This is a genomic window from Pseudonocardia sp. 73-21 (assembly GCF_001899645.1).
In the GTDB taxonomy this organism is placed as follows: Bacteria; Actinomycetota; Actinomycetes; order Mycobacteriales; family Pseudonocardiaceae; genus Pseudonocardia.
This window is the reverse complement of sequence record NZ_MKVV01000006.1, coordinates 34,343-57,020: the sequence shown is the minus strand read 5'-3', so window position 1 is coordinate 57,020 and position 22,678 is coordinate 34,343. Positions and strand designations below refer to the sequence as shown.

21 protein-coding genes are annotated in these 22,678 nt (G+C 75.1%); 13 read left to right on the top strand and 8 right to left on the bottom strand.

What is annotated here, in order from left to right:
* Positions 1-491 precede the first annotated feature (491 nt).
* The 6 genes from htpX to BGP03_RS01070 all read left to right on the top strand — a co-directional run bounded on the left by htpX (position 492) and on the right by BGP03_RS01070 (position 5,057).
* A complete protein-coding gene (htpX, locus tag BGP03_RS01095; RefSeq protein WP_296367012.1) occupies positions 492-1,388 on the top strand; it encodes a zinc metalloprotease HtpX in 897 nt (298 codons plus the stop codon).
* A 10-nt stretch (positions 1,389-1,398) separates the two neighbouring features.
* The gene (locus BGP03_RS01090; RefSeq protein ID WP_298799622.1) at positions 1,399-1,980 is read left to right on the top strand and encodes a hypothetical protein; all 582 of its coding nucleotides are present in this window, start codon (positions 1,399-1,401) and stop codon (positions 1,978-1,980) included.
* Positions 1,981-2,134: 154 nt separating this feature from the next.
* Positions 2,135-2,992, top strand: a complete 858-nt coding sequence (locus tag BGP03_RS01085) for a CBS domain-containing protein (RefSeq protein WP_296367008.1) — start codon at positions 2,135-2,137, stop codon at positions 2,990-2,992.
* A gap of 135 nt (positions 2,993-3,127) precedes the next feature.
* Positions 3,128-3,334 (top strand): hypothetical protein, encoded by a 207-nt coding sequence (locus BGP03_RS01080; RefSeq protein ID WP_296367004.1) that lies wholly within the window; start codon positions 3,128-3,130, stop codon positions 3,332-3,334.
* Positions 3,331-3,654, top strand: coding sequence for an NAD(P) transhydrogenase subunit alpha (locus BGP03_RS01075; RefSeq protein WP_296367003.1), 324 nt, complete (start codon positions 3,331-3,333; stop codon positions 3,652-3,654). Before BGP03_RS01080 ends, BGP03_RS01075 begins: the two co-directional genes overlap by 4 nt.
* The gene (locus tag BGP03_RS01070; protein ID WP_298799621.1) at positions 3,651-5,057 is read left to right on the top strand and encodes an NAD(P)(+) transhydrogenase (Re/Si-specific) subunit beta; all 1,407 of its coding nucleotides are present in this window, start codon (positions 3,651-3,653) and stop codon (positions 5,055-5,057) included. The genes BGP03_RS01075 and BGP03_RS01070 overlap by 4 nt, the downstream gene beginning before the upstream one ends.
* A gap of 25 nt (positions 5,058-5,082) precedes the next feature.
* On the opposite strand, the gene BGP03_RS01065 is transcribed toward BGP03_RS01070, so the two are convergent.
* From BGP03_RS01065 to BGP03_RS01050, 4 genes are all read right to left on the bottom strand, one after another.
* Positions 5,083-5,460 carry a DUF779 domain-containing protein gene (locus tag BGP03_RS01065; protein WP_298799620.1) on the bottom strand — a complete coding sequence of 126 codons (378 nt, stop codon included), beginning with the start codon at positions 5,458-5,460 and terminating at the stop codon, positions 5,083-5,085.
* An 8-nt stretch (positions 5,461-5,468) separates the two neighbouring features.
* On the bottom strand, positions 5,469-6,989 hold the full coding sequence (locus BGP03_RS01060; protein WP_298799619.1) for an aldehyde dehydrogenase family protein: 1,521 nt from the start codon (positions 6,987-6,989) through the stop codon (positions 5,469-5,471).
* A 124-nt stretch (positions 6,990-7,113) separates the two neighbouring features.
* Entirely contained in the window at positions 7,114-8,985 is a 1,872-nt protein-coding gene (locus BGP03_RS01055) for a TIM-barrel domain-containing protein (protein WP_298799618.1), read from the bottom strand.
* A 28-nt stretch (positions 8,986-9,013) separates the two neighbouring features.
* Positions 9,014-9,682, bottom strand: coding sequence for a BON domain-containing protein (locus tag BGP03_RS01050; protein WP_298799617.1), 669 nt, complete (start codon positions 9,680-9,682; stop codon positions 9,014-9,016).
* Positions 9,683-9,996: 314 nt separating this feature from the next.
* On the opposite strand from BGP03_RS01050, the gene ftsH reads away from it, so the two are divergent.
* Genes ftsH through BGP03_RS01035 form a run of 3 tightly spaced genes read left to right on the top strand, consistent with a single transcriptional unit; the run spans position 9,997 to position 13,819 of the window.
* A complete protein-coding gene (gene ftsH, locus BGP03_RS01045) occupies positions 9,997-11,823 on the top strand; it encodes an ATP-dependent zinc metalloprotease FtsH (protein ID WP_298799616.1) in 1,827 nt (608 codons plus the stop codon).
* Positions 11,820-12,902: a YbhN family protein gene (locus BGP03_RS01040; protein WP_298799615.1), complete on the top strand. Its 1,083-nt coding sequence runs from the start codon at positions 11,820-11,822 to the stop codon at positions 12,900-12,902. The genes ftsH and BGP03_RS01040 overlap by 4 nt, the downstream gene beginning before the upstream one ends.
* Positions 12,903-12,907: 5 nt before the next feature.
* Complete coding sequence (locus BGP03_RS01035) at positions 12,908-13,819, top strand: hypothetical protein (RefSeq protein ID WP_298799614.1); 912 nt, start codon at positions 12,908-12,910, stop codon at positions 13,817-13,819.
* Here the strand turns inward: BGP03_RS01035 and BGP03_RS01030 are convergent, their stop codons facing one another.
* Positions 13,820-14,344 (bottom strand): MarR family transcriptional regulator, encoded by a 525-nt coding sequence (locus tag BGP03_RS01030; protein WP_298799613.1) that lies wholly within the window; start codon positions 14,342-14,344, stop codon positions 13,820-13,822.
* Between the two features lie 132 nt (positions 14,345-14,476).
* On the opposite strand from BGP03_RS01030, the gene BGP03_RS01025 reads away from it, so the two are divergent.
* From BGP03_RS01025 to BGP03_RS01015, 3 genes are all read left to right on the top strand, one after another.
* Positions 14,477-14,878, top strand: coding sequence for a pyridoxamine 5'-phosphate oxidase family protein (locus tag BGP03_RS01025; protein ID WP_298799612.1), 402 nt, complete (start codon positions 14,477-14,479; stop codon positions 14,876-14,878).
* A gap of 111 nt (positions 14,879-14,989) precedes the next feature.
* The gene (locus BGP03_RS01020) at positions 14,990-15,529 is read left to right on the top strand and encodes a flavodoxin domain-containing protein (RefSeq protein ID WP_296374294.1); all 540 of its coding nucleotides are present in this window, start codon (positions 14,990-14,992) and stop codon (positions 15,527-15,529) included.
* Positions 15,526-16,578: an NAD-dependent epimerase/dehydratase family protein gene (locus BGP03_RS01015; RefSeq protein WP_298799611.1), complete on the top strand. Its 1,053-nt coding sequence runs from the start codon at positions 15,526-15,528 to the stop codon at positions 16,576-16,578. Before BGP03_RS01020 ends, BGP03_RS01015 begins: the two co-directional genes overlap by 4 nt.
* Positions 16,579-16,585: 7 nt before the next feature.
* Here BGP03_RS01015 and BGP03_RS01010 read toward each other — a convergent pair whose 3' ends face one another.
* Positions 16,586-18,979, bottom strand: a complete 2,394-nt coding sequence (locus BGP03_RS01010; protein ID WP_296374289.1) for a lysylphosphatidylglycerol synthase domain-containing protein — start codon at positions 18,977-18,979, stop codon at positions 16,586-16,588.
* Positions 18,980-19,228: 249 nt separating this feature from the next.
* Positions 19,229-20,992, bottom strand: a complete 1,764-nt coding sequence (locus tag BGP03_RS01005; RefSeq protein ID WP_298799610.1) for a GAF domain-containing protein — start codon at positions 20,990-20,992, stop codon at positions 19,229-19,231.
* A 385-nt stretch (positions 20,993-21,377) separates the two neighbouring features.
* On the opposite strand from BGP03_RS01005, the gene BGP03_RS01000 reads away from it, so the two are divergent.
* Positions 21,378-22,316: a MerR family transcriptional regulator gene (locus BGP03_RS01000; RefSeq protein WP_298799608.1), complete on the top strand. Its 939-nt coding sequence runs from the start codon at positions 21,378-21,380 to the stop codon at positions 22,314-22,316.
* Here BGP03_RS01000 and BGP03_RS00995 read toward each other — a convergent pair.
* Positions 22,291-22,647, bottom strand: coding sequence for a spore germination protein GerW family protein (locus tag BGP03_RS00995; RefSeq protein ID WP_298799607.1), 357 nt, complete (start codon positions 22,645-22,647; stop codon positions 22,291-22,293). The genes BGP03_RS01000 and BGP03_RS00995 overlap by 26 nt on opposite strands.
* Positions 22,648-22,678 lie beyond the last annotated feature (31 nt).

The following is a 22,678-nucleotide window of genomic DNA, read 5'->3' as shown; positions in this document are numbered from 1 at the left end:
ACCCTGACCGTCCCCAAGACTGCATACAGCGCTAATTCAGGAGCCTCCTAGGCCGGCCCGCGCCGATCGCCCCGGGTCGGCGCAGGGCGACCGCGGGGCGGTGGCGCGGCGCGCCCGATGGATGTGGGCCGCAACCCCGTCCACGACGTCCCGCCGGGGGTGTTGATCGTCTGCGGGCTGCTCGGCGGGGTGATCGGAACCGCCGCGTCCGGCGTCCTGGAGTCGGACTCGGCGCAGCGGTGGGGCGGCGTCCCCACGGTGCTGGTCGGGGTGATCGAGGAGTCGGTGAAGGTGTTGGTGCCGAACAACATGGGCACCCGTGCCAACCAGGAACGGATGACCTCACACGTGCCCGCGGTAGCCGCCGTGGGGACCTCTGCCGCGTGGACGACGACGAAAGACCCTGCGTCGCGGCCCCGCACGAGCGAAGCATCGGTCCGGGAGCGCTGCCGCGGACACGCCGCGACAGCGCACCGTCCAGGGTGGAGGCGATGACGGTGGCGACCCGGTTCCGGCCCGACCACGGGCTCACGGCGAGGATGCTGCTCACCGTCGTGCTGCTGGTCGTCGTCTATGCGGCGTTCGTCGTGGCCCTCGTCGTGCTGCTCCGGTCCGTCGTACTGGTGGCGGTCGTCGCCGGCGGGTTCCTGCTCGTGCAGTTCTGGTTCTCCGACCGCATCGCGCTGTACGCGATGCGGGCGACCCTCGTGACCCCCGAGCAGCAGCCGCGGCTGCACGGTGTGGTGGACCGGCTCTGCGCGACGGCGGGGATGGACAAGCCGGCGATCGCCGTCGCCGCCACCGACCTGCCGAACGCGTTCGCGACGGGACGCAGCTCCCGGCGTGCGGTGCTGTGCGTGACCGACGGGCTGCTGCGCCGGCTCGACACCGCGGAGCTCGAGGGTGTGCTCGCGCACGAGCTGTCCCACGTCGCCCACCGCGATGTCGCGGTGATGACGGTCGCGTCGTTCCTCGGCGTGCTGGCCGGGCTGCTGATGCGGCTGGGGTTCTACTCGTCGATGTTCGGTGGCCGCGGGCGCCGGGACAGCCTGGCGCTGGTGGTGCTGGGTGTGCTGGCCGTGTCCGGGGCGGTCTACGCGCTCAGCTTCCTGCTCACCCGGGCGTTGTCGCGCTACCGGGAGCTGGCGGCCGACCGGTCGGCGGCGGTGCTGACCGGGCAGCCGTCGGCGCTCGCGTCCGCGCTGGTGAAGGTGTCCGACGACATCGCCAGGATCCCCACCCGCGACCTGCGCACGGTGCAGCCGTTCAACGCGTTCCTGTTCGCGCCGGCCCTCGGTACCGGGATCGGGCTGGCGGGGCTGCTGTCGACCCACCCTCCGCTGCAGGAGCGGCTCGACCAGCTCGCGGCCCTCGCCGTGCAGATGTAGGCGGTCGGCGATGGGTTTCCTGGACGTGCTGCTGGGCCGGACCACACCACCGCAACCGCGCCTCGACGTCCTGTTCCGCATCCCCGGTGCGGCGCTGACCCTGCACGAGGCCACCGGGTTCGCGCCCACCGGCACCGGCGCGGTGTGCGTCCGGGCCGCCGAGGGTGGTGCGTCCGAGCGGGCCTGGACCGACATCCGCGACCTGCTGCGGCTCGACCCCGGCACCGCCGTGACGTTCGTGCCGGACGAGTTCGGCTGCACCTGGGTGACGTGTCACCGCGACGACGGTTACCTCACCACGCTCACCACCCAGCTGCACGGCGTGAACACGACGCTGGACGAGGCGGGGCTGGGCACGTCGTTGCTGTGCACGGTGACCGGGTTCGTCAGCAACCCGGTGGACGGGCCGGAGCGGCGCCTCGGCCTGGTCCACCTGTTCGCGCGCGGCACCGTCTACCCGTTCGCGCCCGCCGCCGACCGGACCCGGGACACCGCTCTGGAGCTGCAGGTGCGGGCCCTGCTCGACGGCGAGCTCCCGATGGAGCCCGACCTGGAGCGCTGGTTCCCGATCTGGGGCGCACCCGCCCCGTGACGGCGCGGGGGACCGAGGTCCCCGGAACCGGCGCACCGCGGCCCCCCGCAGGACCGCCCTTCGGCCCTGCCGGCCCGGCGGGCCCCCTCGTAGCGTCGGGTCGTGGGCGCGGGACGGTGGGATCCCCCGGCCCCGGATCGAGGGAGGACCGGTCATGGCCGTGCGGGCCCGGGACGTCATGACGCACCTGCTGGTGACGGTGCGACCGGAGGAACCGGTCGCCCGTGCACGACGGCTGCTGGCCGACCACGGGTTCGGTGCGCTGCCGGTCGTCGACCCGGACGGGCGCATCGTCGGCATCGTGGGCGCGGCCGACCTCCTCGACCTCCCCGAGCCGCAGGCCCGCACGGCCACCGTCGGGTCGGTGATGTGCACACCGGTCCTGACCGCCGGACCCGACACCGAGGTGCACGTCCTCGACCACCGGCTGGCCCGGTACGGGGGCCACCGCGTGATGCCGATCGTCGAGCGCGGCCGGCTCGTGGGGGTCGTCACCCGGGGCGACCTGCTGCGTCGGCGCGCGCACGGCGGGGTGATCGAACGTCTGGTGGGGCACCTCAGGGGCACGCACCGGAGGGTGCCGGCGTCGACCGGGCGGGTGCTGCGGGTGGTCGGGAGCCGGCCGGGCCCTGCGACGGGGGCGGACGAGCCGCCGCACACGCTCCTGTGTGCCCGCGACGTGATGAACGGGCACGGCCTGGTGACGGTGACCCCGGAGACACCGGTGGAACGGGCCGTCGAGCTGATGTCGGTCCACCACGTCAGCGAGATGCCCGTGGTCGACGGCCGCGGCGTCGTCGTCGGCGTCGTGGGCGAGACCGACATGCCCCCCGACCGGACCTGGCACGCCACGACGGTCGCCGCGGTGATGACCACCGACGTCGTCACCCTGGGGCCGGACGCGTCCTACGACGAGATGACCCGGGTGCTGGCCCCGGGTGGCCTGCGCTCGGTCCCGATCACCGAGGACGGTGTGCTGCGCGGGGTCGTGAGCCGCCGCGACCTGATCTGACCAGCCCGTACGGCCGCGACGGTCGGGCCCATCGGCTCTGTCGCCGGGCCTGCCGCGCTCCGAGACTTCCCTCGACGCACCCGCCGGTCGGCGGGCCGGCGTCGCGGGGCGACATTCCGACCTGAGGAGACACCGGTGCACATCGAACTGACCGAAGCGCAGGCCACGACCCTGCTGGACATGCTCGACCTCCACCTCGGGAACATGTCGACGGAGATCGCCGCGACCGACAACCCGGGGTACCGCAGGGGCCTGCGGGAGCGCCGCGACCACCTGCGGTTCGTCCGGACGGCGCTGGCCGGTGCCGGCACCGGTGATCGGGCGCCGACCACGTCGTCATGAGCGCGGACGTCCTGACCGGGCTGACGGTGTTCGTGCTGGCCCTCCTGGTCGGCGTCGAGGTGATCGGCAGGGTGCCCGCCACGCTGCACACCCCGCTGATGTCGGGCGCCAACGCCATCCACGGGATCGTGCTGGCCGGAGCCCTGACCGTCACCGCCACGGCGACGACGCCGTGGGGTGAGGTGATCGGGTTCGTCGCCACCGCGTTCGCCGCCATGAACGTGGTGGGCGGCTACCTGGTGACCGACCGGATGCTGGCGATGTTCCGCAGCCACCGCGCTCCCGGGCGGGACGTGCCTGCGGACCGCGCGGCACCATGACCGCGACCGACACCGCCGTCCACCTGGTGCAGCTCGCCGGTGCCGCCTGCTTCGTGATCGGGCTGCACCGGATGCGCTCACCGGCCACCGCGCGCGACGGCAACCTGCTCTCGGCCGGGGCGATGGCGGTGGTGCTGCTGGCCACCGGCGTGGCGCTGGTCGTGGACAACAGGGTCCCGGTGACCAGCTGGGTCGTCGGCCTGGCCGGGATCGCCACGGGCGGGCTCGTCGGGGCCTACGCGGCGCGGACGGTGGCCATGACCGCCATGCCGCAGCTGGTGAGCGTGTTCAACGCCATGGGGGGCGGCGCCGCGGCGCTGGTGGCGGTGCAGGACCTGTCCTCCGGCGGGAGTGCCGGTGGGTTCCCCGCCGCGACGGGCGGTCTGGGCGTTCTCATCGGCGGCGTGACGTTCACCGGGTCGCTGGTGGGCGCGGGCAAGCTGCAGGGCTGGGTGCCGGGACGGCCGCTGGTGTTCCGCGGGGCCCGGCCCGTCTCGGCGCTGCTGGTGCTGGGCGGGATCGCGGGTACCGGGTGGCTGGTCGCGTCACCGGGGTCCGCTGTCGCGCTGGCCGGCGTGGCGGTGGCCGGGCTGGGGTTCGGCGTCCTGCTGGTGCTGCCCATCGGCGGTGCCGACATGCCCGTGGTCATCTCGCTGCTCAACGCGTTCACCGGCACCGCGGTGGCCATGGCCGGGTTCGTCCTCGGTGACACCGCGCTGATCATCGCGGGCGCGCTGGTCGGCAGCTCGGGCGCGATCCTGACCCGGCTGATGGCCGCGGCGACGAACCGGTCGGTGCCGGCGATCGTCGCCGGCGGCTTCGGCACGGGTGACGCCCCGTCCGGGACGGCCGGCGCCCCGGGCGCGGGGCAGGTGCGACGCACCGACGTCGACGACGCGGCCCTGCAGCTCGGCTACGCGCAGAAGGTGGTCATCGTGCCGGGGTACGGGCTGGCCGCGGCGCAGGCCCAGCACGAGCTGAGCGAGCTGGCGACGCTGCTCGGCGAGCGCGGCGTGGACGTCCGCTTCGCGATCCACCCGGTCGCCGGGCGGATGCCGGGCCACATGAACGTGCTGCTCGCCGAGGCCGACGTGCCCTATCCGCAGCTCGAGGACCTCGACGAGGCCAACCCGCGCTTCCCGGCCACCGACGTCGCACTCGTCGTGGGGGCCAACGACGTCACGAACCCGGCCGCCCGCCGGCCCGGCAACGCCGTGTCGGGGATGCCGATCCTGGACGTCGACCGGGCGCGCGCGGTGATCGTCGTCAAGAGGTCGCTGGGACACGGCTACGCCGGCATCGACAACGAGCTCTACACGGCGCCGAACACACAGATGCTCTTCGGCGACGCGAAGGAGACCCTGAGCGCTCTGCTGGCGGCGCTCAAGGCACTGGTGTCCTGAACCCGGATGATGACCGCCGGGCCGGTCACGGCGTCGCGGCCGCGCACCCGGTGGACCGGGTGACGAAATGCCGGTCCTCGGCCCCCGCGGCCAGCGAGAACCCCTCCGGTGGTCCCGCCGCGACGTCGAGCAGGAGGTGGCCGCGGCCCCAGGCGTCGTCGAGCCGTGCGTCGATGTAGAAGGGGCAGCCGTCCAGGTCTCCGAGCAGCACGTCGACGTCCCCGACGAGGAACTCGCCGTCGCGGAAGCACATCGGCGTGCTGCCCGCGCAGCAGCCGCCGGACTGCACGAACATCACCGGCCCCCCGAGCTCGGCGCGCAGGGCCGCGATGGCCCGGCGCGCCGCCGGGGTGGCCGAGATCCGGGTCGTCCCGGGAGTGGACCCGGGCACCGTCTCGGTCATCGTGGTGCTCAGAACAGACCGAGTGGCTTGTCGCTGTAGCTGACCAGGAGGTTCTTGGTCTGGCTGTAGTGGTCGAGCATCATGCGGTGGTTCTCGCGGCCGATGCCGGAGATCTTGTACCCGCCGAACGCCGCTCCCGCCGGGTACTGGTGGTAGCAGTTCGTCCAGACCCGCCCGGCCTTGATCCTGCGTCCCATCCGGTAGGCGCGGGTGCCGTCACGGGTCCAGACCCCGGCGCCCAGGCCGTAGAGGGTGTCGTTGGCGATCGCGAGGGCGTCGTCGTCGTCGGTGAAGGTGGTGACGGCCAGCACCGGCCCGAAGATCTCCTCCTGGAACACGCGCATCCTGTTGTCGCCCTTGAGGACCGTCGGCTGGAAGTAGTAGCCCTCGGCGAACTCGCCGTCGATGTGGGCGCGCTGACCGCCGATGAGGACCTCGGCGCCCTCGGCACGGCCGATCGCGACGTAGGAGGTGATCTTCTCGAGCTGGGCCGCGGAGACCTGGGGTCCGAGCTGGGTCTCGGTGTCGAGCGGGTTGCCCTGGCGGATCGCCGCGATCCGGTCCAGGCAGCGGGCCATGAACTCGTCGTAGATGTCGGCCTGGATCAGCGCCCGCGACGGGCAGGTGCAGACCTCGCCCTTGTTGAACGCGTAGAGCACGAGGCCCTCGACGGCCTTGGCGAGGAAGTCGTCGTCGTGGGCCATGACGTCGGAGAAGAAGATGTTCGGCGACTTGCCGCCGAGCTCGACGGTGGACGGGATCAGGTTCTGCGCGGCGTACTGCATGATGAGCCGGCCGGTCACGGTCTCGCCGGTGAACCCGATCTTGGCGATGCGTGGGCTGGTGGCCAGGGCCTTGCCGATCTCGCCGCCGGGGCCGGTGACCACGTTGACGACGCCCGGCGGGACGACGTCCTCGATGACCTCCATCAGCTTGAGGATCGACCACGGGGTGGGGGAGGCCGGCTTCATCACCGAGCAGTTCCCGGCGGCGAGCGCGGGGGCGAGCTTCCACGCGGCCATCAGCAGCGGGAAGTTGAACGGGATGATCTGCCCGACCACCCCCAGCGGCTCGCGGAAGTGGTAGGCGACGAGGTCCTTGTCGATCTCGGTGGTGCGGCCCTCCTCCGACCGCGCGGCGGCGGCGAAGTAGCGGAAGTGGTCGACGACGAGTGGGATGTCGGCGGCGAGCGTCTCGCGGACGGGCTTGCCGTTCTCCCAGCTCTCGGCGACCGCGAGCATCTCGGCCTTCGCCTCGATGCGGTCGGCGATCGCGAGCAGCACCGCGGCGCGGTCGGCCGCCGACGCCTCGCCCCACGCGTCCTTCGCGGCGTGTGCGGCGTCGAGCGCCAGCTCCACGTCCTCCGGGGAGGAGTACGCGACCTCGGTGATGGGGTTGCCGGTGGCGGGGCTGACGTCGAACCGGTAGTGGCCCCGGGTCGGGGCCTGCCACTTGCCGCCGATGAAGTTCTCGTAGCGGGGCGCGACGGTCACGATGCTGCCGGCGCCACCCGGGGGGACGTACAACATGGGTTCTCCCTGGTCGATGAAGGTCCGGGTGACGTTACGAGCGGGGGCGCACGGTGGTGAGGGCCGAAGGTCCCCCCGCATCCCGGTGCCGGCCCCGGTCCCCGGGGGCCGGCCGCGCGGCCCGTCAACGGAGACCGCCGGGCAGGCCCAGGGACGCCGGCGGCGGGAGGTCGGGTGCGGCCGGCCCGCCGGTCCAGAGCGGGATGTGCCCGACGGGCGCGTCGGCGCGGATCCAGGCGGGCCCGGTGACCGTGGCGCCGGTCCAGTAGTCCCGCCAGGTCCCGGACGGCAGCCACACCGGACGGGAGCGGGTGGACGGTGTGGTGACGGGGGCGACGAGCACGGCGGGGCCGAGCGTGTACTCGTCGCTCACGGACCACGCGGTGCGCTCCGTCGGGTCGTCGAGCCACAGCGGCCGCATGAGCGGGGCCCCGGTGCCGTGGGCCTGGACGGCGAGCTCGTGCAGGTAGGGCTCGAGGGCGCGGTGCAGCAACGCGTAGCCGCGGAAGGTCGCGAGCGTGCGCACGTCGGTCTGGACACCGATGGGGTCGGTCTGGGCACCGAGCATGTCGCGCATGACGGGCGACAGGGCGCCGAGCTGCACCCAGCGCGTCCACAGGTCGCGGTCGCGCTCGCCGGTACCGGACAGGAAGCCACCGATGTCGGGGCCCCAGTAGGGCCACCCGGAGAGCGAGCCGTTGAGCATGCCGGCCAGCACCGAGCCGAGCCCGGTGCGGATGTCCCAGTCGCGGGTCTGGTCGCCGGTGAACCGGCCGGTCTGCGCGCTCTGGGCGCCGGTGTAGCCGGAGCGGGCGAAGAACACGGTGGTGTCGGGCTTGACCGACTGCGCGGCGGCGCGGACGGCGTCGGCGTAGAGCCGCGGGTAGGCGTTGTGGACGAGGGCACCGGGTTCGCCGTCGGCGTAGCGGCCCTCGGCCGGGGCGTCCTCGCCGTAGTCCTGCATGGCGCCGTCGAACCCGACGCCGGTGAGCCCGGCGCGGACCCGGTCCTGCCACCAGGCTGTCGCGGCGGGGTCGGTGAAGTCGACGTAGGCCCGCCGTGTGCCGGCCAGCCAGGGCTGGGTGTAGACCACGCCGTCGGCGGTCGTGACCAGGTAACCGCGGGCGGCGGCGCCGGCGTAGCCGGGAGCGCCGACCACGACGAACGGCGTGAGGTAGCCCAGCACGGCCAGCCCGTCGGCGTGCAGGCCCGCGATCAGCGCCGCCGGGTCGGGATAGGGACCGGGCGGCACGGGGCCGTAGACCTGCCACGGCCACCCGAACCCCGACGCCGGATCGGCGATGTCGTAGGTCCAGACCGCGTCCAGCGGGACCCCGGCGGCCAGGAGCGCGCCGGTGTCGGCGCGCACGCGTGCGGTGCCGCCGACGAGGCACTTCCAGACGCCCAGACCCCACGGCGTGGGGACCGGCGGCAGGCCGATCGACACGGCGTGGTCGCGGACGACCGTGGCCGGGTCCGGGCCGGTGAACACCTCGACGTCCACCTCGCGCGACGCGACGGTGATCGTGACCGCGTCCCGGCCGGACAGGTCCACGGTCGTCGACGCGGCGGTGTCGAGGTGGACGGCGTAGCCGCGTTCGGAGAGCAGGAACGGCATCGGCGAGTACGTGGTGACGACCCCCGGACGGCCCATGCCGTCGGCGGTCCAGTTCGCCAGGACCTGCCCGCGCAGGTCGAACCGGCCGAACCGCTCCCCGAGGCCGAAGTAGCGCTCGCCGGGGCGTGCCGCCAGCCGCAGCACCACGGCCGGGGCTCCCGCCGCGGCGCGGGCCCGCAGTACGGCCCGGTCGGCGTCGACGAGGGCGGGTCGCACGACGGTGCCCGCGGCGGCGGTGAGGACCCCGGGGAGCAGGGGGTCGAGGTCATCCCACGGCCCGGCCGCTGCCGGGGCGGCGACCGCGACGGACGCGAGCAGGAGCAGCGGCAGGAGCATCAGCACCGCGAGCGCGGCGCGGGCCGGGCGACGCCTGGTCACCCGGACCCCGTCCCGGCGCGGCCGGCCGTCAGTTCTCCACGCGGATCAGGTTCTCCACCGAGCTGACGCCGGGGGCGGCCCACGCGGACTGCTCCGCCTGCCGCCGCTCGGCGTGCGACCGGACCCGGCCGGTCAGGGTGATGACGCCGTCCGCGCCGACGGCGACGTCGACGTGGCTGCTGTCGATCTGGGCGCTGCGCACGAAGGCGGACCGGATCGACCTCCGGATGTCCGTCACGGCCGCGGCGGGCCGGATCATGATCCCGTTGTGGACGGCGGTCACGCCCCTGAGGTACTTGACCGCCTGCTCGGCCGCCCGGCGCTGGAACTGCCAGGTGACGGTCCCGGTGAGGGTGATCCGGCGGTCGTGGACCGACGCCGTGACCGCCCCGTTCGGCACGTCGACCGCGCGGCCGAGCGTCTCGCCGGCCTCCCGGGCGATGTCGGTGTCGTTGAGGGTCACCCAGGTGCTGCGCACGGCGATCTCCTCGGCGACCGCCCGCACGCCCCGCACCCGCTTCACCGCCTGCTCGGCGTGGTAGCGCTCCGGGTAGCTGGTGACCTCACCGGAGAGCGTCACCGCGCCGTCGGTGACGGCCACGCCGATGTGGGCGGCGTCCACCTCCGGCGTCCAGTACAGCTCGTCGATGATCGCCTGCTGGAGCTCGGCGTCGGTCGTGGTGTGCATCTGCGTCATGGGCCAAGGGTGTGACGGGTGCGGGGCCACCGGTAGGGGACAACGGCTCGCCCGCCGCGGCCCGTCGGCCCGGTGCCGACCGGACCTGCGATCAGGGGCCGACGGCCCTGGGGGGAGCGCCGCGGCGGCGAGACCATCGGGTCCGACCCAGCCGAACGATCCGAAGGGGCCGTCATGATGGTTCGACGTCCGGCCGACCGGGACCCCGGACACGGCGCCCGCCGGTGAGCAGCTGGCCCGGTCCGGACCCCGGTCCGGGCAGGACGTCCCCGGGGAGCCCGACCCCGCCGCCGCCGCGCTGGCAGCGGTGGATCATGCCGATCTGGCTCCTCGGGCTCGTCGCCCTGTACGCCGTCCCGGCCCTCCTGACGCCGTCGGCGCAGGTGCTCGGCTACAGCGACTTCGTGGCGCAGGTGACGGCGGACAAGGTGGCCACGGCCACGATCAGCGGCACCGGCGCGGTCAGCGGCACGCTCGTGGGCGGAGCCACCTACACCTCGCAGGTGCCCACCGCCCTGGCCGACCCGGGCCTCGCCCCGCTGCTGGCGGCCCACCGCGTCGCGGTCAGCGCGACCAACCCCGGCGCCACGTCGTGGGGTGCCGTCCTGCTGTCGTTCCTGCCCTACGTCCTGATCATCGGGCTCGGCCTGTGGTGGCTGCGTCGCAGCAGCCGGCGGCTCGGTGCGGGCGGCCTCGGCGGGATGATGGGCGTCGGGGCGTCGAAGGCCAAGGTCTACGACGAGTCGAAGCCCGGGGCCCGGTTCGCCGACATCGCCGGTTACGAGGGCTCGAAGACCGAGGTCATGGAGGTCGTCGACTTCCTGCGCAATCCCGAGCGGTACCGCCGGGCGGGGGCGAAGGGGCCCAAGGGCGTCCTCATGATCGGCCCACCGGGCACCGGGAAGACACTGTTCGCCCGGGCGGTGGCCGGCGAGGCGGGTGTGCCGTTCTTCTCGATCAGCGGCTCCGGTTTCGTCGAGATGTTCGTCGGGGTCGGGGCCTCGCGGGTGCGGTCGCTGTTCGAGGACGCCCGCGCGCAGGCGCCGTCGATCATCTTCATCGACGAGATCGACGCGATCGGCGGCCGCCGCGGGTCCGGCGGGGGCTTCGGGTCGAACGACGAGCGCGAGCAGACCCTCAACCAGCTGCTGTCGGAGATGGACGGGTTCGAGGCGGGCAGCGGGGTGGTCGTGATCGCCGCGACCAACCGGGCGGAGTCGCTGGACGCGGCGCTGCTGCGACCGGGCCGGTTCGACCGGACCGTCGAGATCCCGCTGCCCAACCAGGCGGAGCGGGCGGCGATCCTCGCCATCCACGCCCGCGGCAAGGACCTCGGCGCCGACGTCGATCTCGGCGCGGTGGCCCGCGGCACCCCGGGGTTCTCGGGCGCCGACCTGGCCAACCTCGTGAACGAGGCGGCGATCAACGCGGTGCGCGCCGACCGCGACGTCGTGACCGCCGCGGACATCGACGCCGCGCGGGACCGCCTGCTGCTGGGCCGCCGGGACTCCTCGAACGCGTTGCTGCCGGGGGAGAAGCGCGCCGTCGCCGTGCACGAGGCCGGGCACGCGCTGGTCGCCGCGCTGTCCCCGCACGCCGACCCGGTCGCGAAGATCACGATCCTGCCGCGGGGCGCCGCGCTCGGCGTCACCGAGCAGCTGCCGCTGTCGGAACGCCACCTGTACCCGCAGAGCTACCTCACCGACTCCCTCGCCGTGCGCATGGGCGGGCGCGCCGCCGAGGAGGCCGTGCTCGGCGAGGCGTCCACCGGCGCGGCCAACGACCTCGCCTCGGCCACCGAGCTGGCCACGCGGATGGTGCGGGAATGGGGGCTCTCACCGAGGCTCGGGCCCGTCGGGTACGGGCCGGACGGGGCCACGCACGACAACCCGCTCGGGGCCCGGCCCTACGCGGAGCAGACCCAGCGTGCCGTCGACGAGGAGGTGGCCCGGCTGCTGCGCGAGGCGGAGGAGGCGGCGGGCGCGATCCTGCGCGACCACCGCGACGTCCTCGACCGGCTCACCGCCGTCCTGCTGGAGCGCGAGACCATCGACGGTGCCACCCTCGAGGCGATCATCGCGGAGCGGCCGGCCGTGGTCCGGCCGGTCGGCAGCGCACCGCGTGGCGGGCTCCCGGTGTGACGGGCCGCAGGTGGGTGCGCCGCGGGGTCGCGCTCGCCGTGCTGGCCGTGGTGGTCGAGTACGGGGTGCTGCCGCTGGTCGGCGACGTGGACGGGGTGCTGACCGCGGCCCGCGGGGTGGCGCTGTGGTGGTTCGTCCCGGGGGTCGTGCTGGAGGCGGTCTCGATCGCCGCCTACGCCGCCTACACCCGGGCGCTGCTGCCGGTGGCCGTGCGGCCGCGGTTCTCCCGGCTGGTGCGCATCGACCTCGCCACCTGGGGCGCGGGCCACGTCATCCCCGGCGGGCCGGCCGGCACCGCGGCGCTCCGGTTCCGGCTGCTGAGCGCCGACGGCGTCGACGCCGCCGATGCCGCCCTGCTCGCGGGCGTGCAGGGCGTGCTCTCGGCGATGGTGCTGCACGTGATCCTGTGGGGCGCGCTGGTCGCCGCCATCGTCGTGCACGGTCCGGGCGGGCGGCTCGTCGCGCTGTGTGTGGTCCTCGGCGTGGTCGCCGTCGTGGACGTCGTGCTCGTGACGGTGGCGGCGGCCCGCGGGGGTGGGCGCGGCACCCGGCTGCTGCACCGGATCGCCGCGCGGGTCCCGGGCCTTGACGCCGAGCGGGTCGACCGCCGCACCCAGGAGATCGTGCGCCGCCTGCACCACATCACCCGCGACCGCAGGCAGCTCGGGGTGGCCGTCGGGTGGGCCGCCGCCAACTGGCTCCTCGACGCCGCGGCACTGGAGATGTTCCTGCTCGCCCTCGGCCACCCGGTGGGCGTCGCCGGCCTGCTCGTCGCGTACGGGCTGGCGAACACCCTCGGGGTCCTGCCGATCACGCCCGGCGGGATCGGCGTGGTGGAGGGGGTGCTGGTCCCGGCGCTGGTCGCGTTCGGCGGGCCGGCGGCACCCGCGCTGATCGCGGTGCTCGGCTGGCGGGTGGTCAGCTTCTGGCTGCCGATCCCGGCGGGCGGTCTGAGCTACCTCTCGCTGCGGGTCCCGCGCCGGACGACCGGGCCGGACGGCCCGCCGCCGGGGGGCCCTGGGCCCCGTCGCCGCGCCGGCCGGGGCGACCAGGGTCGCGACGTGCGGGCGGGGCGGTGACGGGAATGCCGACGGCGTGGGTCGTCGCGGTGGTCCTCGCGGTGGCCGCGGCCGGATGCTTCGCGGTGGCGGCGGCACTCCAGAACGGCGCCGTCGTCGCCGTGAGCGCCACCGCGGGGTCGGACCGTCTCGGGCGCGGCGAGCTGGGGTTGCTGGTCCGGCGGCCGCGGTGGCTGGTCGGCACGGGGCTCGCGGCCCTCGGGTCCGCGGTCCACGCGTTCGCGCTGGTGCTCGCGCCGCTGAGCCTGGTCCAGCCGCTGGGCGTGCTGGCCGTCCCGGTCGCGGTGCTGCTCGCCGCGGGTGCGGCCCGGCGCCGGCCGCGGCGCGCCGCGATCGTCGGGGTGGCGCTGAGCACGGCAGGGGTGGCGGCGTTCGTGGCCCTGGCGTCGGTGTCCGTGGTGAGCGGGCCCGCCACCGGGCAGGCGCTGGCGTGGGCCGGGTCCGCGGTCGCCGTCCTGGTCGTCGTGCTCGTCGGGGCCGCTCTGGCGGGCACCGGGCGGTGGCGCTGCCTGGCGTTCGCCTCGGCGGGTGCCGCGGCCTTCGGGCTCGTCTCGGTGCTGGTCCGGGCGGTCGGGCAGGCGGTGGTGTCGGGGACGTCGCCGCTGGACCCGATGGTCCTGCTGGGCGTCGCGGGCATCGGTGGGGCACTGGTGGCCGGGGGATGGGCCATCCAGCACGCTCACGCCGCCGGGCCCGCGGAGCTCGTGGTGGCGTGCATGACGGTGGTCGATCCGCTCGTCGCCGTGCTGGTGGGGGCGACCCTGCTCGGTGAGGCCACGCAGGTCTCCGGCCTCGTCGGGACCCTGCTCGTCGCCGCCGCGGCCACGGCCTTCGCGGGCGTGCTGGTGCTGGCCCGCTCGCACCCGGTCGCTGAGTGCCCGTCGCCCGCCGCACCCGCCGGCACGGGCCGCCGGTGATCAGGTGCCGGGGAACAGCGTCCCGGAGGCGCCGTCGAGCGCGGCACCGAGCTCGCCCAGGACCTGCGCCAGCTCGTCCCGGGTGCGGTCGTCGAGGTCGCGGGTCGCGCGGTCGATCATGTCGGCGTACCGGGCCAGCACGGTCCGGGCGTAGCGGCGCCCGTCCTGCGAGAGCCCGACGACGGTCTTGCGGCGGTCGTGCGGATGTGGCGTCCGTCCGGCCAACCCGGCTCGTTCCAGGCGGTCGATCAGCTCGCTGACCGACGGTGTGGTGATCTGGAGCCGGGCGGCGAGCTGGGACGGTGTCTGGGATCCCTCGGCGCCGAGCGTCGCGACGGCCATCATCTCCGTGGCGCCGACACCCAGCGACGTGCGGGCGACGCGCAGCCGCCAGCGCTCGCTGGCCAGCACGACGTGCCGCAGGGCCGCGGCGAGGGCGTGTGGCCGCTGGTCGGCCTCCACCGGGATCTCCACCGGGAGATCGACACGCGGGGTGCGCCGGGCGGCCGGCCTGCGATCGGGCATGACCAGACGCTAGATCACCGGCGTGGCGGGGCCGACCGCCGGGACCGGGGCCCGGTGACGACGTGCCGAATGCCCGCCCGGGGTGACTTCCGGCACCTGCCGCCCGGTCGCGCCCGGCATCAACCTGGTGCTGTGAACAGGGGACAGGTGATGCAGGTGGACCGCGAGAAGTGCCTCGCGTTGCTGGGTTCCGGCGGCATCGGTCGGGTCGTCTACACCGCGGGCGCACTCCCCGCCGCCCAGCCGGTGGCCTACGTCCTCGACGCCGGTGAGGTGCTGTTCGGCACGCCGGTGGCCGGTGAGCTCGCCGAGGCGACCCGGAACGCGGTGGTCGCGTTCGAGATCGACCAGATCGACTGCGGCAGCGGGGCGGGCTGGACGGTGCTGGGCATCGGCGAGACCTACGACGTGACCGACCCCGGCCGCGTCGGTGCGCTGGCCGAGCGCACGCCGGCCGGCTTCAGCGCGATCGGCGGCCGGGTGGTCGCGCTGCCGCTGGCGCGGTTGACGGGACGCTGGATCGAGGTCCGGTAACCCGCTCCCCGGAGGTGCGTTCGCCCGTTCCGGCGGGTCCAACGGCCCTGGCCCGGGGGAGCGGGAGCGGCGAGCCTCGGTCGGTACCGACGAGACGAGATGAGCAGGCCGATGACCGTTCCGAAGCCCACCGGTGCCCGTGGCCACGTCCTCGTGGCGTACGCCTCCAAGATGGGCGGCACGGCCGGCATCGCCGCCACCGTCGCCGAGGAGCTCCGCGCCCGGGGCGTCAGTGCGGACGTGATGTCGGCGGCCGACGTCCACGACGTCGAGGGCTACGGGACCGTGGTGCTCGGCAGCGCGCTCTACATCCGGCGCTGGCGCCCCGACGCCGTGCGTTTCCTCAAGCGGCACGCCCGCGCACTGCGGGACCGCGACGTGTGGTTGTTCCAGTCCGGGCCCTGCGGCCAGGACGCCGTGGACCCCGACCAGCCCGAGCCGGCCAACGTCGCACGCCTGCGGCGCTCGATCGACGCGCGGCCGCCCGTCACCTTCGGCGGGGTCCTCGACCCGGCCACGGCCCGCGGGTTCCTGGCCCGGCGGATGGCGAGCGGCGAGCTCGCGGGCGACTTCCGCGACCCCGAGCGGATCCGCCGGTGGGCGGCCGGGATCGGCGCGGCGGTGAACGCCGTGCATCCGTCCGGGCAGTGACCGGCGTGCGCGCGCGGGCCGCCGGGTTCACCGTCGCGGTCACCGGACCCACGGGCACGCTCGGTGCCGGGCTGATGCCGTTGCTGGAGGCCGACGAGCGGGTGGCGCGCGTCGTCGGCGTCGCGCGGCGGCCGTTCGACCCGGCGTCGCGCGGCTGGACGAAGACCGACTACCGGCAGGGCGACGTCCGGGACCCCGGCGTGCTCGCCACGGCCTTCCGGGGCGTCGACGTGGTCGTCCACCTGGCGTTCTCCGTCGCCGGCACCGCGCCGCGCGCGGACCTGCGCGCGGTCAACGTCGACGGCACGCTGACCGTGTTCCGGGCCGCGCGGTCCGCGGGCGTGGCGCGGTTCGTGTACGCGTCGTCGGTGGCCGCGTACGGCTTCCACGCCGACAACCCCCTCGCCATGACCGAGGACCAGCCGGTCAGGCCGGCGGCGCGGCTGTTCTATGCCCGGCAGAAGGCCGAGCTGGAGGTGCGGCTCCGCGAGGAGAACGGCGGCTGCACCGGGCCGCCCGCGCTCTACCTGCTCCGGCCGTCGATCGTGCTCGGCCCGCACACGGTGGGGGCCAAGACCCTGCCCGGACCGCTCGCCCCGCTGGCCCGCCTCCTCGCGGGCGGCGCCCGGCGGCTGCCCGTGCCCATGGCGGTCCCCGCGCTGCCGATGCAGTTCGTCCACGAGGACGACGTGGGCCGCGCCCTCCTGCTCTGCGTCCTCGGCGCCGGGCCGCCCGGGGCCTACAACATCGCGGGCGAGGGCGTCGTCACGGCCGTCGACGTCGCCCGCGAGCTCGGCGCGCTGGTCCTGCCGCTGCCCCCGGGGCCCGCGTGGGCGGTGGCGCGGGCCGTCGCGGCCCTGCCGTTCCTGCCGCCGTTCGCGGAGTGGGCCGAGGCGCTGGCCCATCCGGCGATCATGGACACCACCCGGGCCCGCACCGAGCTCGGCTGGCGCCCCGCCTTCACCGGGATCGGTGCCCTGCGGGCCGCCCTCGGCATCCGCGAGCCCCACCGGACGGCGCCGTCCCCGGTCCCGCCACCGCCGCGGTAGCGGCCCGTCAGATGACGCCGCGGTGCTGCAGGAACCGGAACGCCGCGATGCCGGGCAGGACAGGGAGCCAGTAGGTCAGCAGCCGGAAGGTCAGCACGGTGGCCACCGACGCCGTCGGCGCCACGCCCAGCGCGCTCAGGCCGCCGATCATGAGCGCCTCGACCGGGCCGAGACCGCCGGGCACGGGCACGAGATGGCCGATGGTCTGGCCGACCATGAACACCGCGAGCACCCCGAACACGGGGACCTGTTCGCCGAACGCCGCCAGGGTGGCCGCCAGCCCCAGGCCCGAGACCAGCATGTGCGCCGACGCCCCGCCGAACAGCTGGGTGGCCCGCACCGGCCGGCGCAGGGTGGCCAGCAGCTCGCGACCCACACGCAGTGCCGGGCGGAGCACCCGGCGCCGTCCGAAGGGCGAGGCGAGCACGGCGACGGCGGCGAGGAGCACTCCGGCGGCCGCCCCCACGACCGGCCAGCCGTGCGGGAGCGTGATGCGGCTGGTGGCCGTGGCGCCCGCACCGAGCAGGCCGACGACGCCCCAGACCGCCCCGGTCACGGTGTTCCCGGCCACGTTCAGCGCCGTCACGCCGAGGGCGTTCGCCCGGCGCAGGCCGCGGCGCTCCAGGAACGCGATGTTGACCCCGAAGAAGCCGACCCCGCCCGGGGTGGTGCGCCCGGTGAACGCCGCCGCGAGCTGTACCCAGGTGGTCGGCCAGAACGGCAGCGCCACCGTGGCCGAGCCCTGGATCGAGACCGCGGACGCCACGATCGCCACCAGCCCGGCCGCGAACGCGACGGCCAGCCAGGCCCAGTTCGCGTCGCGCAGCGACGCCAGCACCGCGCCCATGCTCGACAGCTGGGGCAGCAGCGTGTAGACGGCGGCGCCGAGCGCCAGCAGGCCGACCACGGTGGAGACCCGCACCGGGGACCGCAACGTCGGGATCGGCCGGTCGATCTGCTCGGCGAGGGTCTCCCGCAGGTCGGTGAGCAGGTAGCGCCCGCGGCCGGTCTGCCCGCGGATCCGGCGCGGCAGCGCGAGCGGTTGCAGGTAGACCAGGGCGGGCTCGAGCCGGTCGGGCGGCAGGACCCGGCACGCGGCGGCCACCGCGCGCTCGACCCCGACCAGCGACGCCAGCGACACCAGCGCCTCCGCCACGTCCTGGGCGATGCGGGCCGTCGACGCCCCGATCGTGCCGAACGTGAGGTTGAGCAGCCAGGGCTCGCCGCCGGTGTCGACGAGGACGTTCTTCACGCGCAGGTCGTGGTGGGCGATCCGGGCCTCGCCCAGCGTGGCGACCTGCCGCCAGACGGCGTCGAGCAACCGGTCGTCGACCTCGCCGGCGGACAGCTCGCCGAGCCGCCTGCCGTCGACCTCGCGGCGCACCAGCAGCGGGGTGCCGTGGCGGGTCTGGCAGGTGAGCACGAGCGGCGGGGTCCGCAGCCCGGCCCGTTGCGCGAACAGCGTGACCAGCGCCTCGTGCTCGGTCTCGTGACGGGTCCCCGACAGCGCCGGTTCGTCCTCGACCTCGACCGACGCCAGTATCCGGCGCAGCCGGTACCAGGGTCCGGCCCGGCGGTGCAGCCGCTGCACGACCTCGACGCGCAGCCGCCCGCCGTCCACGGTGGTGGCGCGGAACTCCCGCGGCCCGGTCAACCGGCCCCGGACGGGGACGAGCGTCACCGGGGCGAGCCCGGCCTGCTCCAGCGCCCGTCGGACGGCGGGCCCGGAGGTCGTCCGGCCCGGGGCTCCCCACAGCAGGTGGAACGCCGCGCCCACACCCCAGCCGAGGAACGCCCCGGCGACGGTGTCGAGCGGCAGGCCGGTCCCGAGGTACACGTCCGCCGCCGCGACCAGCACCACCAGGCCCCACGCCGCCGACCGGTAGCCGCGCCGCAGGTACGGCGCCGCGACCGCCGCCAGTGCCGCCGCGACCGCGGCGTGGGCCGACGGGAAGGCGAAGCCCGCGGCCTCGGGCAGCCGGACCCCGGCGATCTCGCGCAGTTCCGCGGGGACCGGGCGGAGACCGACCAGCACGCCCACGGCGAGGGCGAGCCCCCACGCGAGCACCCCGGCCCCGGCGCACAGCAGCCCGAGCCGGAAGCGCTTCAGGTACAGCGCGACCGCGGTGACCACCGCGATGCCGGCCCAGCCGCCGGCCACGGCCAGTGCCTGCCACCCGACGGTCGACGCCGCCGGGATCTGCTGGACCTGCTGGAAGAGCCCCACCTCGACGGGGTCGGCCGTCCACAGCCGCGCGGCGAGCGAGCACAGGGCGACGACCCCGGCGGCGACCAGGAGGACGACCAGGTCACGCGGATGCCGCCCGGTCGGGGCGGTGGGCGGGCGCCGGGGGGCGTCCGTGGTGGTCGTCGAGCCCGTGGCGATCACCGTGCCCGGCACGTCGGGGAGGACATCCCTCCACCCTGCGCTGTCGGTGGCCGCGACGGAAGGGACGAACGACCCCGGACCGGGACCCCGGGTCCCGCGTCGCGGTGTGGCCGGATGCCGGCCGGGCCCGTGGAGGTGGGCCCGGCCGGCGTGGTCGCGGCACCGCGAACCAGCTCCGTTGCTGTGTCGCGGCACCGCTGGTGCACCCGTTCCAGTACGGAAGCCACCCTCCAGGCTCCGTGTCCGGTCCGGGCGGGTGGGTCAGATCGGGACGGTCCAGCGCAGGTGGGTGCCGGTGGGCCGGGCGGCGGTGAGGGTGAGGGTGCCGCCGTGGTGCTCGGCGCGGTGGCGGAGGTTGTCCAGACCACTACGGCGCCCCGTCTCCGGGACACCGATCCCGTCGTCGGTCACCTGGAGGGTGACGGTGGTGGTGTCGGCGTCGATGTCGACCGTGGTGATGGAGGCGTGGGCGTGGCGGGCGACGTTGGTCAGCGACTCGCGCAGCACCGCGACGAGGTCCTCCGTGATCGGGTCGGGGAGCGCGTCGAGCAGGCCGGAGAACCGCAGGGCGGGCGGGGTGGGCAGACAGGCGGTGGTGTCGGTGACGACCTGCATGAGCCGGCCGCGGACGGTGTCGCGGGTCATCGGCGAGGTGTGCAGGCCGAAGATGGTGGTGCGGATCTGGCGGATGGTGTCGTCGAGATCGCGCACGGCGCCGGTGATGCGTGGTCCGGCGCTGTTGGCTGTGCCGAGTGCGCCCACGGCGCTCTGCAGGGACAGCCCGGTGGCGAACAGGCGTTGGATGACGTGGTCGTGCAGGTCCGCGGCGATCCGTTCGCGCTCGTCGGCCATCGCCACCCGGGCCTGCTGGGCGCGGGCGTCGGCGAGCTCGATCGCGACCGAGGCCTGGTTGGCGAAACCCGCCGCCATCGCCAGGTCGTCGGCGGTGAACTCCGGCCGCCCCGCGGTCCGGGCCGCGGTGAGCACGCCGTTGACCCCGCCCGCACCGGTCAGGGGCACGACCATCACCGCGCCCACGTCGAGCGCGGCCGAGACGACCGACTCCGGCCCCTGCGGGTCGCGGGAGTGGGCGACCCGGACCGGCTCGGCGGTGGTGAAGACCTGACCGGACAGCGTGCCCTCGACCGCGACCCGCCCGTCGAGCAGGTCGTCGGCGCCGGTCCCGACGGCCACGACCACCCGCAGGCCCGGGTCGGCACCACCGGCCGGGGCAGGGCCGTCGGCGGGCAGCACGACCGTCACCAGGTCGGCGTCGGCCAGGGCCCGGCTGCGCTCGGCGACGAACCGCAGCGGACCGAGCCGTCCCGCGTCGGTGTCGCCCGCGCCGCCGGGGGGCCCGGTCAACATGCGACGGGTGATCGCCGCGCTGGCCTCAAGCCACTGCTGTCGGGTGCGGGCGACCTCGTAGAGCCGGGCGTGGTCGATCGCCGACCCGGCCGCCGCGGCCAACGCCTTCGCCAGCTCCTCGTCCTCGGCGCTGAACTCCCCGCGGGTGCTCTCGGTGAGGTACAGGTTGCCGAACACCTTCCCGCGGACCCGGATCGGCACGCCCAGGAACGAGCCCATCGGCGGGTGGTCCGGCGGGAACCCCACCGAGCGGTCGTCGCCGCTCATCGCGAACAGCCGGATCGGGGTCGCGTCGTCGATCAACGCCCCCAGCAGCCCCTTGCCCTGGGGCAGGTGCCCGATCCGTTCCACCTGCCCGGCGTCCATGCCGGTGTGGATGAACTCGGCGAGATGCCCGTCGGCGGCGATCACCCCCAGCGCGGCGTAGCGGGCCCCGATCAGCTCCCGCGCCGCCTGCACGACCCGCCGCAGCACCACCGGCAACCCCAGATCCGCGCCGATCAGCTGCGTGGCCTGCAACAACCCCCGCAACCGGCCCTGCGCGCCCATCACCTCCTGCGCCCGGCCCACCAGCTGCCCCAACAACTCGTCGAGCTCCAGACGCGGCTGGTCCGGGAACGTCAACTGCGCCGCGGCGTCGGGCGCCGGGCTGCTCATCACGCCGCTCCGGACCCGGTCGCCAGTACGCGTTCAGCGACACCGGTGCTGCCGACCGCCGGAGCCGCGGCTGGCCCGGGAACGGGTACAGGAGCCGATGACGGTGTGGCGCTCGCCAGGCGGCTCTCGGGCGGCCCCTGGCCGCCGCTGCCAAGGCCTGTACACATTCGAATTCCTTCCCGAGCGCGGAACAACCCCTGGCAAGGGACAGGACACCGCTGGGGTCTGGAGCGGGCCTGCCGAGCAATGCGGCGATACTAAGGTTGCCTAGAGATCATTGTCGAGGTATTGTGCAGAAGTTCCGCCGAACGCGAGAACCGTACGCACGCAACCGGTGCAACCACCACCACAACAACCACGGCACCGGCGACGAGGGACGTGACCGATGACGGTCGAACGAGAGCCGGTCGCCGACGGGGTGGGTCCCGAATCCCGTCCGCTCCCGGGAGCGGACCTGGGCGTCGCGCTGCCGATCTCGGTCGTCGCGGAGCGGATGGGCCTCTCGCAGGCGACCCTGCGGATGTGGCAGCAGCGCTACGGCCTGGCCCCCACCCGCACCACCGCGGGCGGGCACCGCCGCTACAGCCGCGACGACGTCGATCGCCTCGCCGCCGTGCAACGGCTCATCGCCGACGGCGTCTCCACCAGTGACGCCGCCCGCGCGGTGCTCGCCGCCGCCCACCACGACATGCCCCTGCCCGCCGACGCCGACCCCATCGCCCACCGCGTCTGCGCCGCCGCGCTGGACCTCGACGGCCCCACCGTGCGCTGGCTGCTGCGTGACCACCTCGCCCGCACCGACGCGCCCACCATCTGGGAGACCGTCGTGCGGCCCGTCCTCGGCCCGATCGGCGACCGCTGGGACCAGCTCCCGCACGGCATCGCCGTGGGACACCTGCTCTCCCACATCGCCACCTCGGTCCTCGCCGAGGCCACCCCGTCGGTGTCCGCACTCCCCGACCCCGCGCCGGTACTGCTGGCCAGTGTCCCCGACGACCCCCACGACCTCCCCCTGGTCGCCCTCGCCGCCGCGCTCGGCCGGACCGGGATCACCGCCACCGTGCTCGGTGCCGCCACACCCGCCGCCACCCTCGCCCGCGCCGCCGAGCAACGCCGGCCCGCCGTCGTCGTGCTCTACGCCCAGATGAGCGAGCTCGCGGACGCCTCGGTGTTCGACCTGCTTCCCGGCACCACCGGCCGGATCGCCGCCGGACCGGGCTGGGACCGCGCCCACCTCGACACCGCGATCCCACACGTCAACGACCTCACCGCCGCTACCGCCGCCGTCATGACCCGGGTCAGCGCCGGTCGGAACGGCTCCTGAGGTAGCTGCGCAGGGTGAGCAGGGCGACGACCATCACCAGCTGCCCGCCGGCGACGATCCGGTTGACGTCGACCGCGGGGCGCCAGGTGACCCCGTCGTCGCGCAGGACGAACACACCGGCCGGTGCGACCCCGAGCCCGAACCCGCCGCCCGACCCGCTGCCGGCGGTGCCGTCCTCGGCCGCCGGGGACTCGCCGCCCCCGGCCCCGCCACCGCCCGAGACCCGCGCGACGGGGATGACCGTGACGCCGTCCCGCACGACGGGTTCGCCGAACACCCGGCCCGCCGTCATCGTCTCGCGCGTGCGCGCCACCATCTCCGTCACGTCCATGAGGTCCTCCAACGTCGTCGGGTGTGTTTCC

What these genes read in the sequence shown, in the direction of transcription:
- BGP03_RS01035 (WP_298799614.1), top strand. Translation starts at nt 12,908, where the DNA reads ATGCCGACGGCGTGGGTCGTCGCGGTGGTCCTCGCGGTGGCCGCGGCC.
- BGP03_RS01075 (WP_296367003.1), top strand. Translation starts at nt 3,331, where the DNA reads ATGAGCGCGGACGTCCTGACCGGGCTGACGGTGTTCGTGCTGGCCCTC.
- htpX (WP_296367012.1), top strand. Translation starts at nt 492, where the DNA reads ATGACGGTGGCGACCCGGTTCCGGCCCGACCACGGGCTCACGGCGAGG.
- BGP03_RS01085 (WP_296367008.1), top strand. Translation starts at nt 2,135, where the DNA reads ATGGCCGTGCGGGCCCGGGACGTCATGACGCACCTGCTGGTGACGGTG.
- BGP03_RS00995 (WP_298799607.1), bottom strand. Translation starts at nt 22,647, where the DNA reads ATGGACGTGACGGAGATGGTGGCGCGCACGCGCGAGACGATGACGGCG.
- BGP03_RS01020 (WP_296374294.1), top strand. Translation starts at nt 14,990, where the DNA reads ATGACCGTTCCGAAGCCCACCGGTGCCCGTGGCCACGTCCTCGTGGCG.
- BGP03_RS01060 (WP_298799619.1), bottom strand. Translation starts at nt 6,989, where the DNA reads ATGTTGTACGTCCCCCCGGGTGGCGCCGGCAGCATCGTGACCGTCGCG.
- BGP03_RS01005 (WP_298799610.1), bottom strand. Translation starts at nt 20,992, where the DNA reads ATGAGCAGCCCGGCGCCCGACGCCGCGGCGCAGTTGACGTTCCCGGAC.
- BGP03_RS01000 (WP_298799608.1), top strand. Translation starts at nt 21,378, where the DNA reads ATGACGGTCGAACGAGAGCCGGTCGCCGACGGGGTGGGTCCCGAATCC.
- BGP03_RS01070 (WP_298799621.1), top strand. Translation starts at nt 3,651, where the DNA reads ATGACCGCGACCGACACCGCCGTCCACCTGGTGCAGCTCGCCGGTGCC.
- BGP03_RS01090 (WP_298799622.1), top strand. Translation starts at nt 1,399, where the DNA reads ATGGGTTTCCTGGACGTGCTGCTGGGCCGGACCACACCACCGCAACCG.
- ftsH (WP_298799616.1), top strand. Translation starts at nt 9,997, where the DNA reads ATGCCGATCTGGCTCCTCGGGCTCGTCGCCCTGTACGCCGTCCCGGCC.
- BGP03_RS01030 (WP_298799613.1), bottom strand. Translation starts at nt 14,344, where the DNA reads ATGCCCGATCGCAGGCCGGCCGCCCGGCGCACCCCGCGTGTCGATCTC.
- BGP03_RS01050 (WP_298799617.1), bottom strand. Translation starts at nt 9,682, where the DNA reads ATGACGCAGATGCACACCACGACCGACGCCGAGCTCCAGCAGGCGATC.
- BGP03_RS01065 (WP_298799620.1), bottom strand. Translation starts at nt 5,460, where the DNA reads ATGACCGAGACGGTGCCCGGGTCCACTCCCGGGACGACCCGGATCTCG.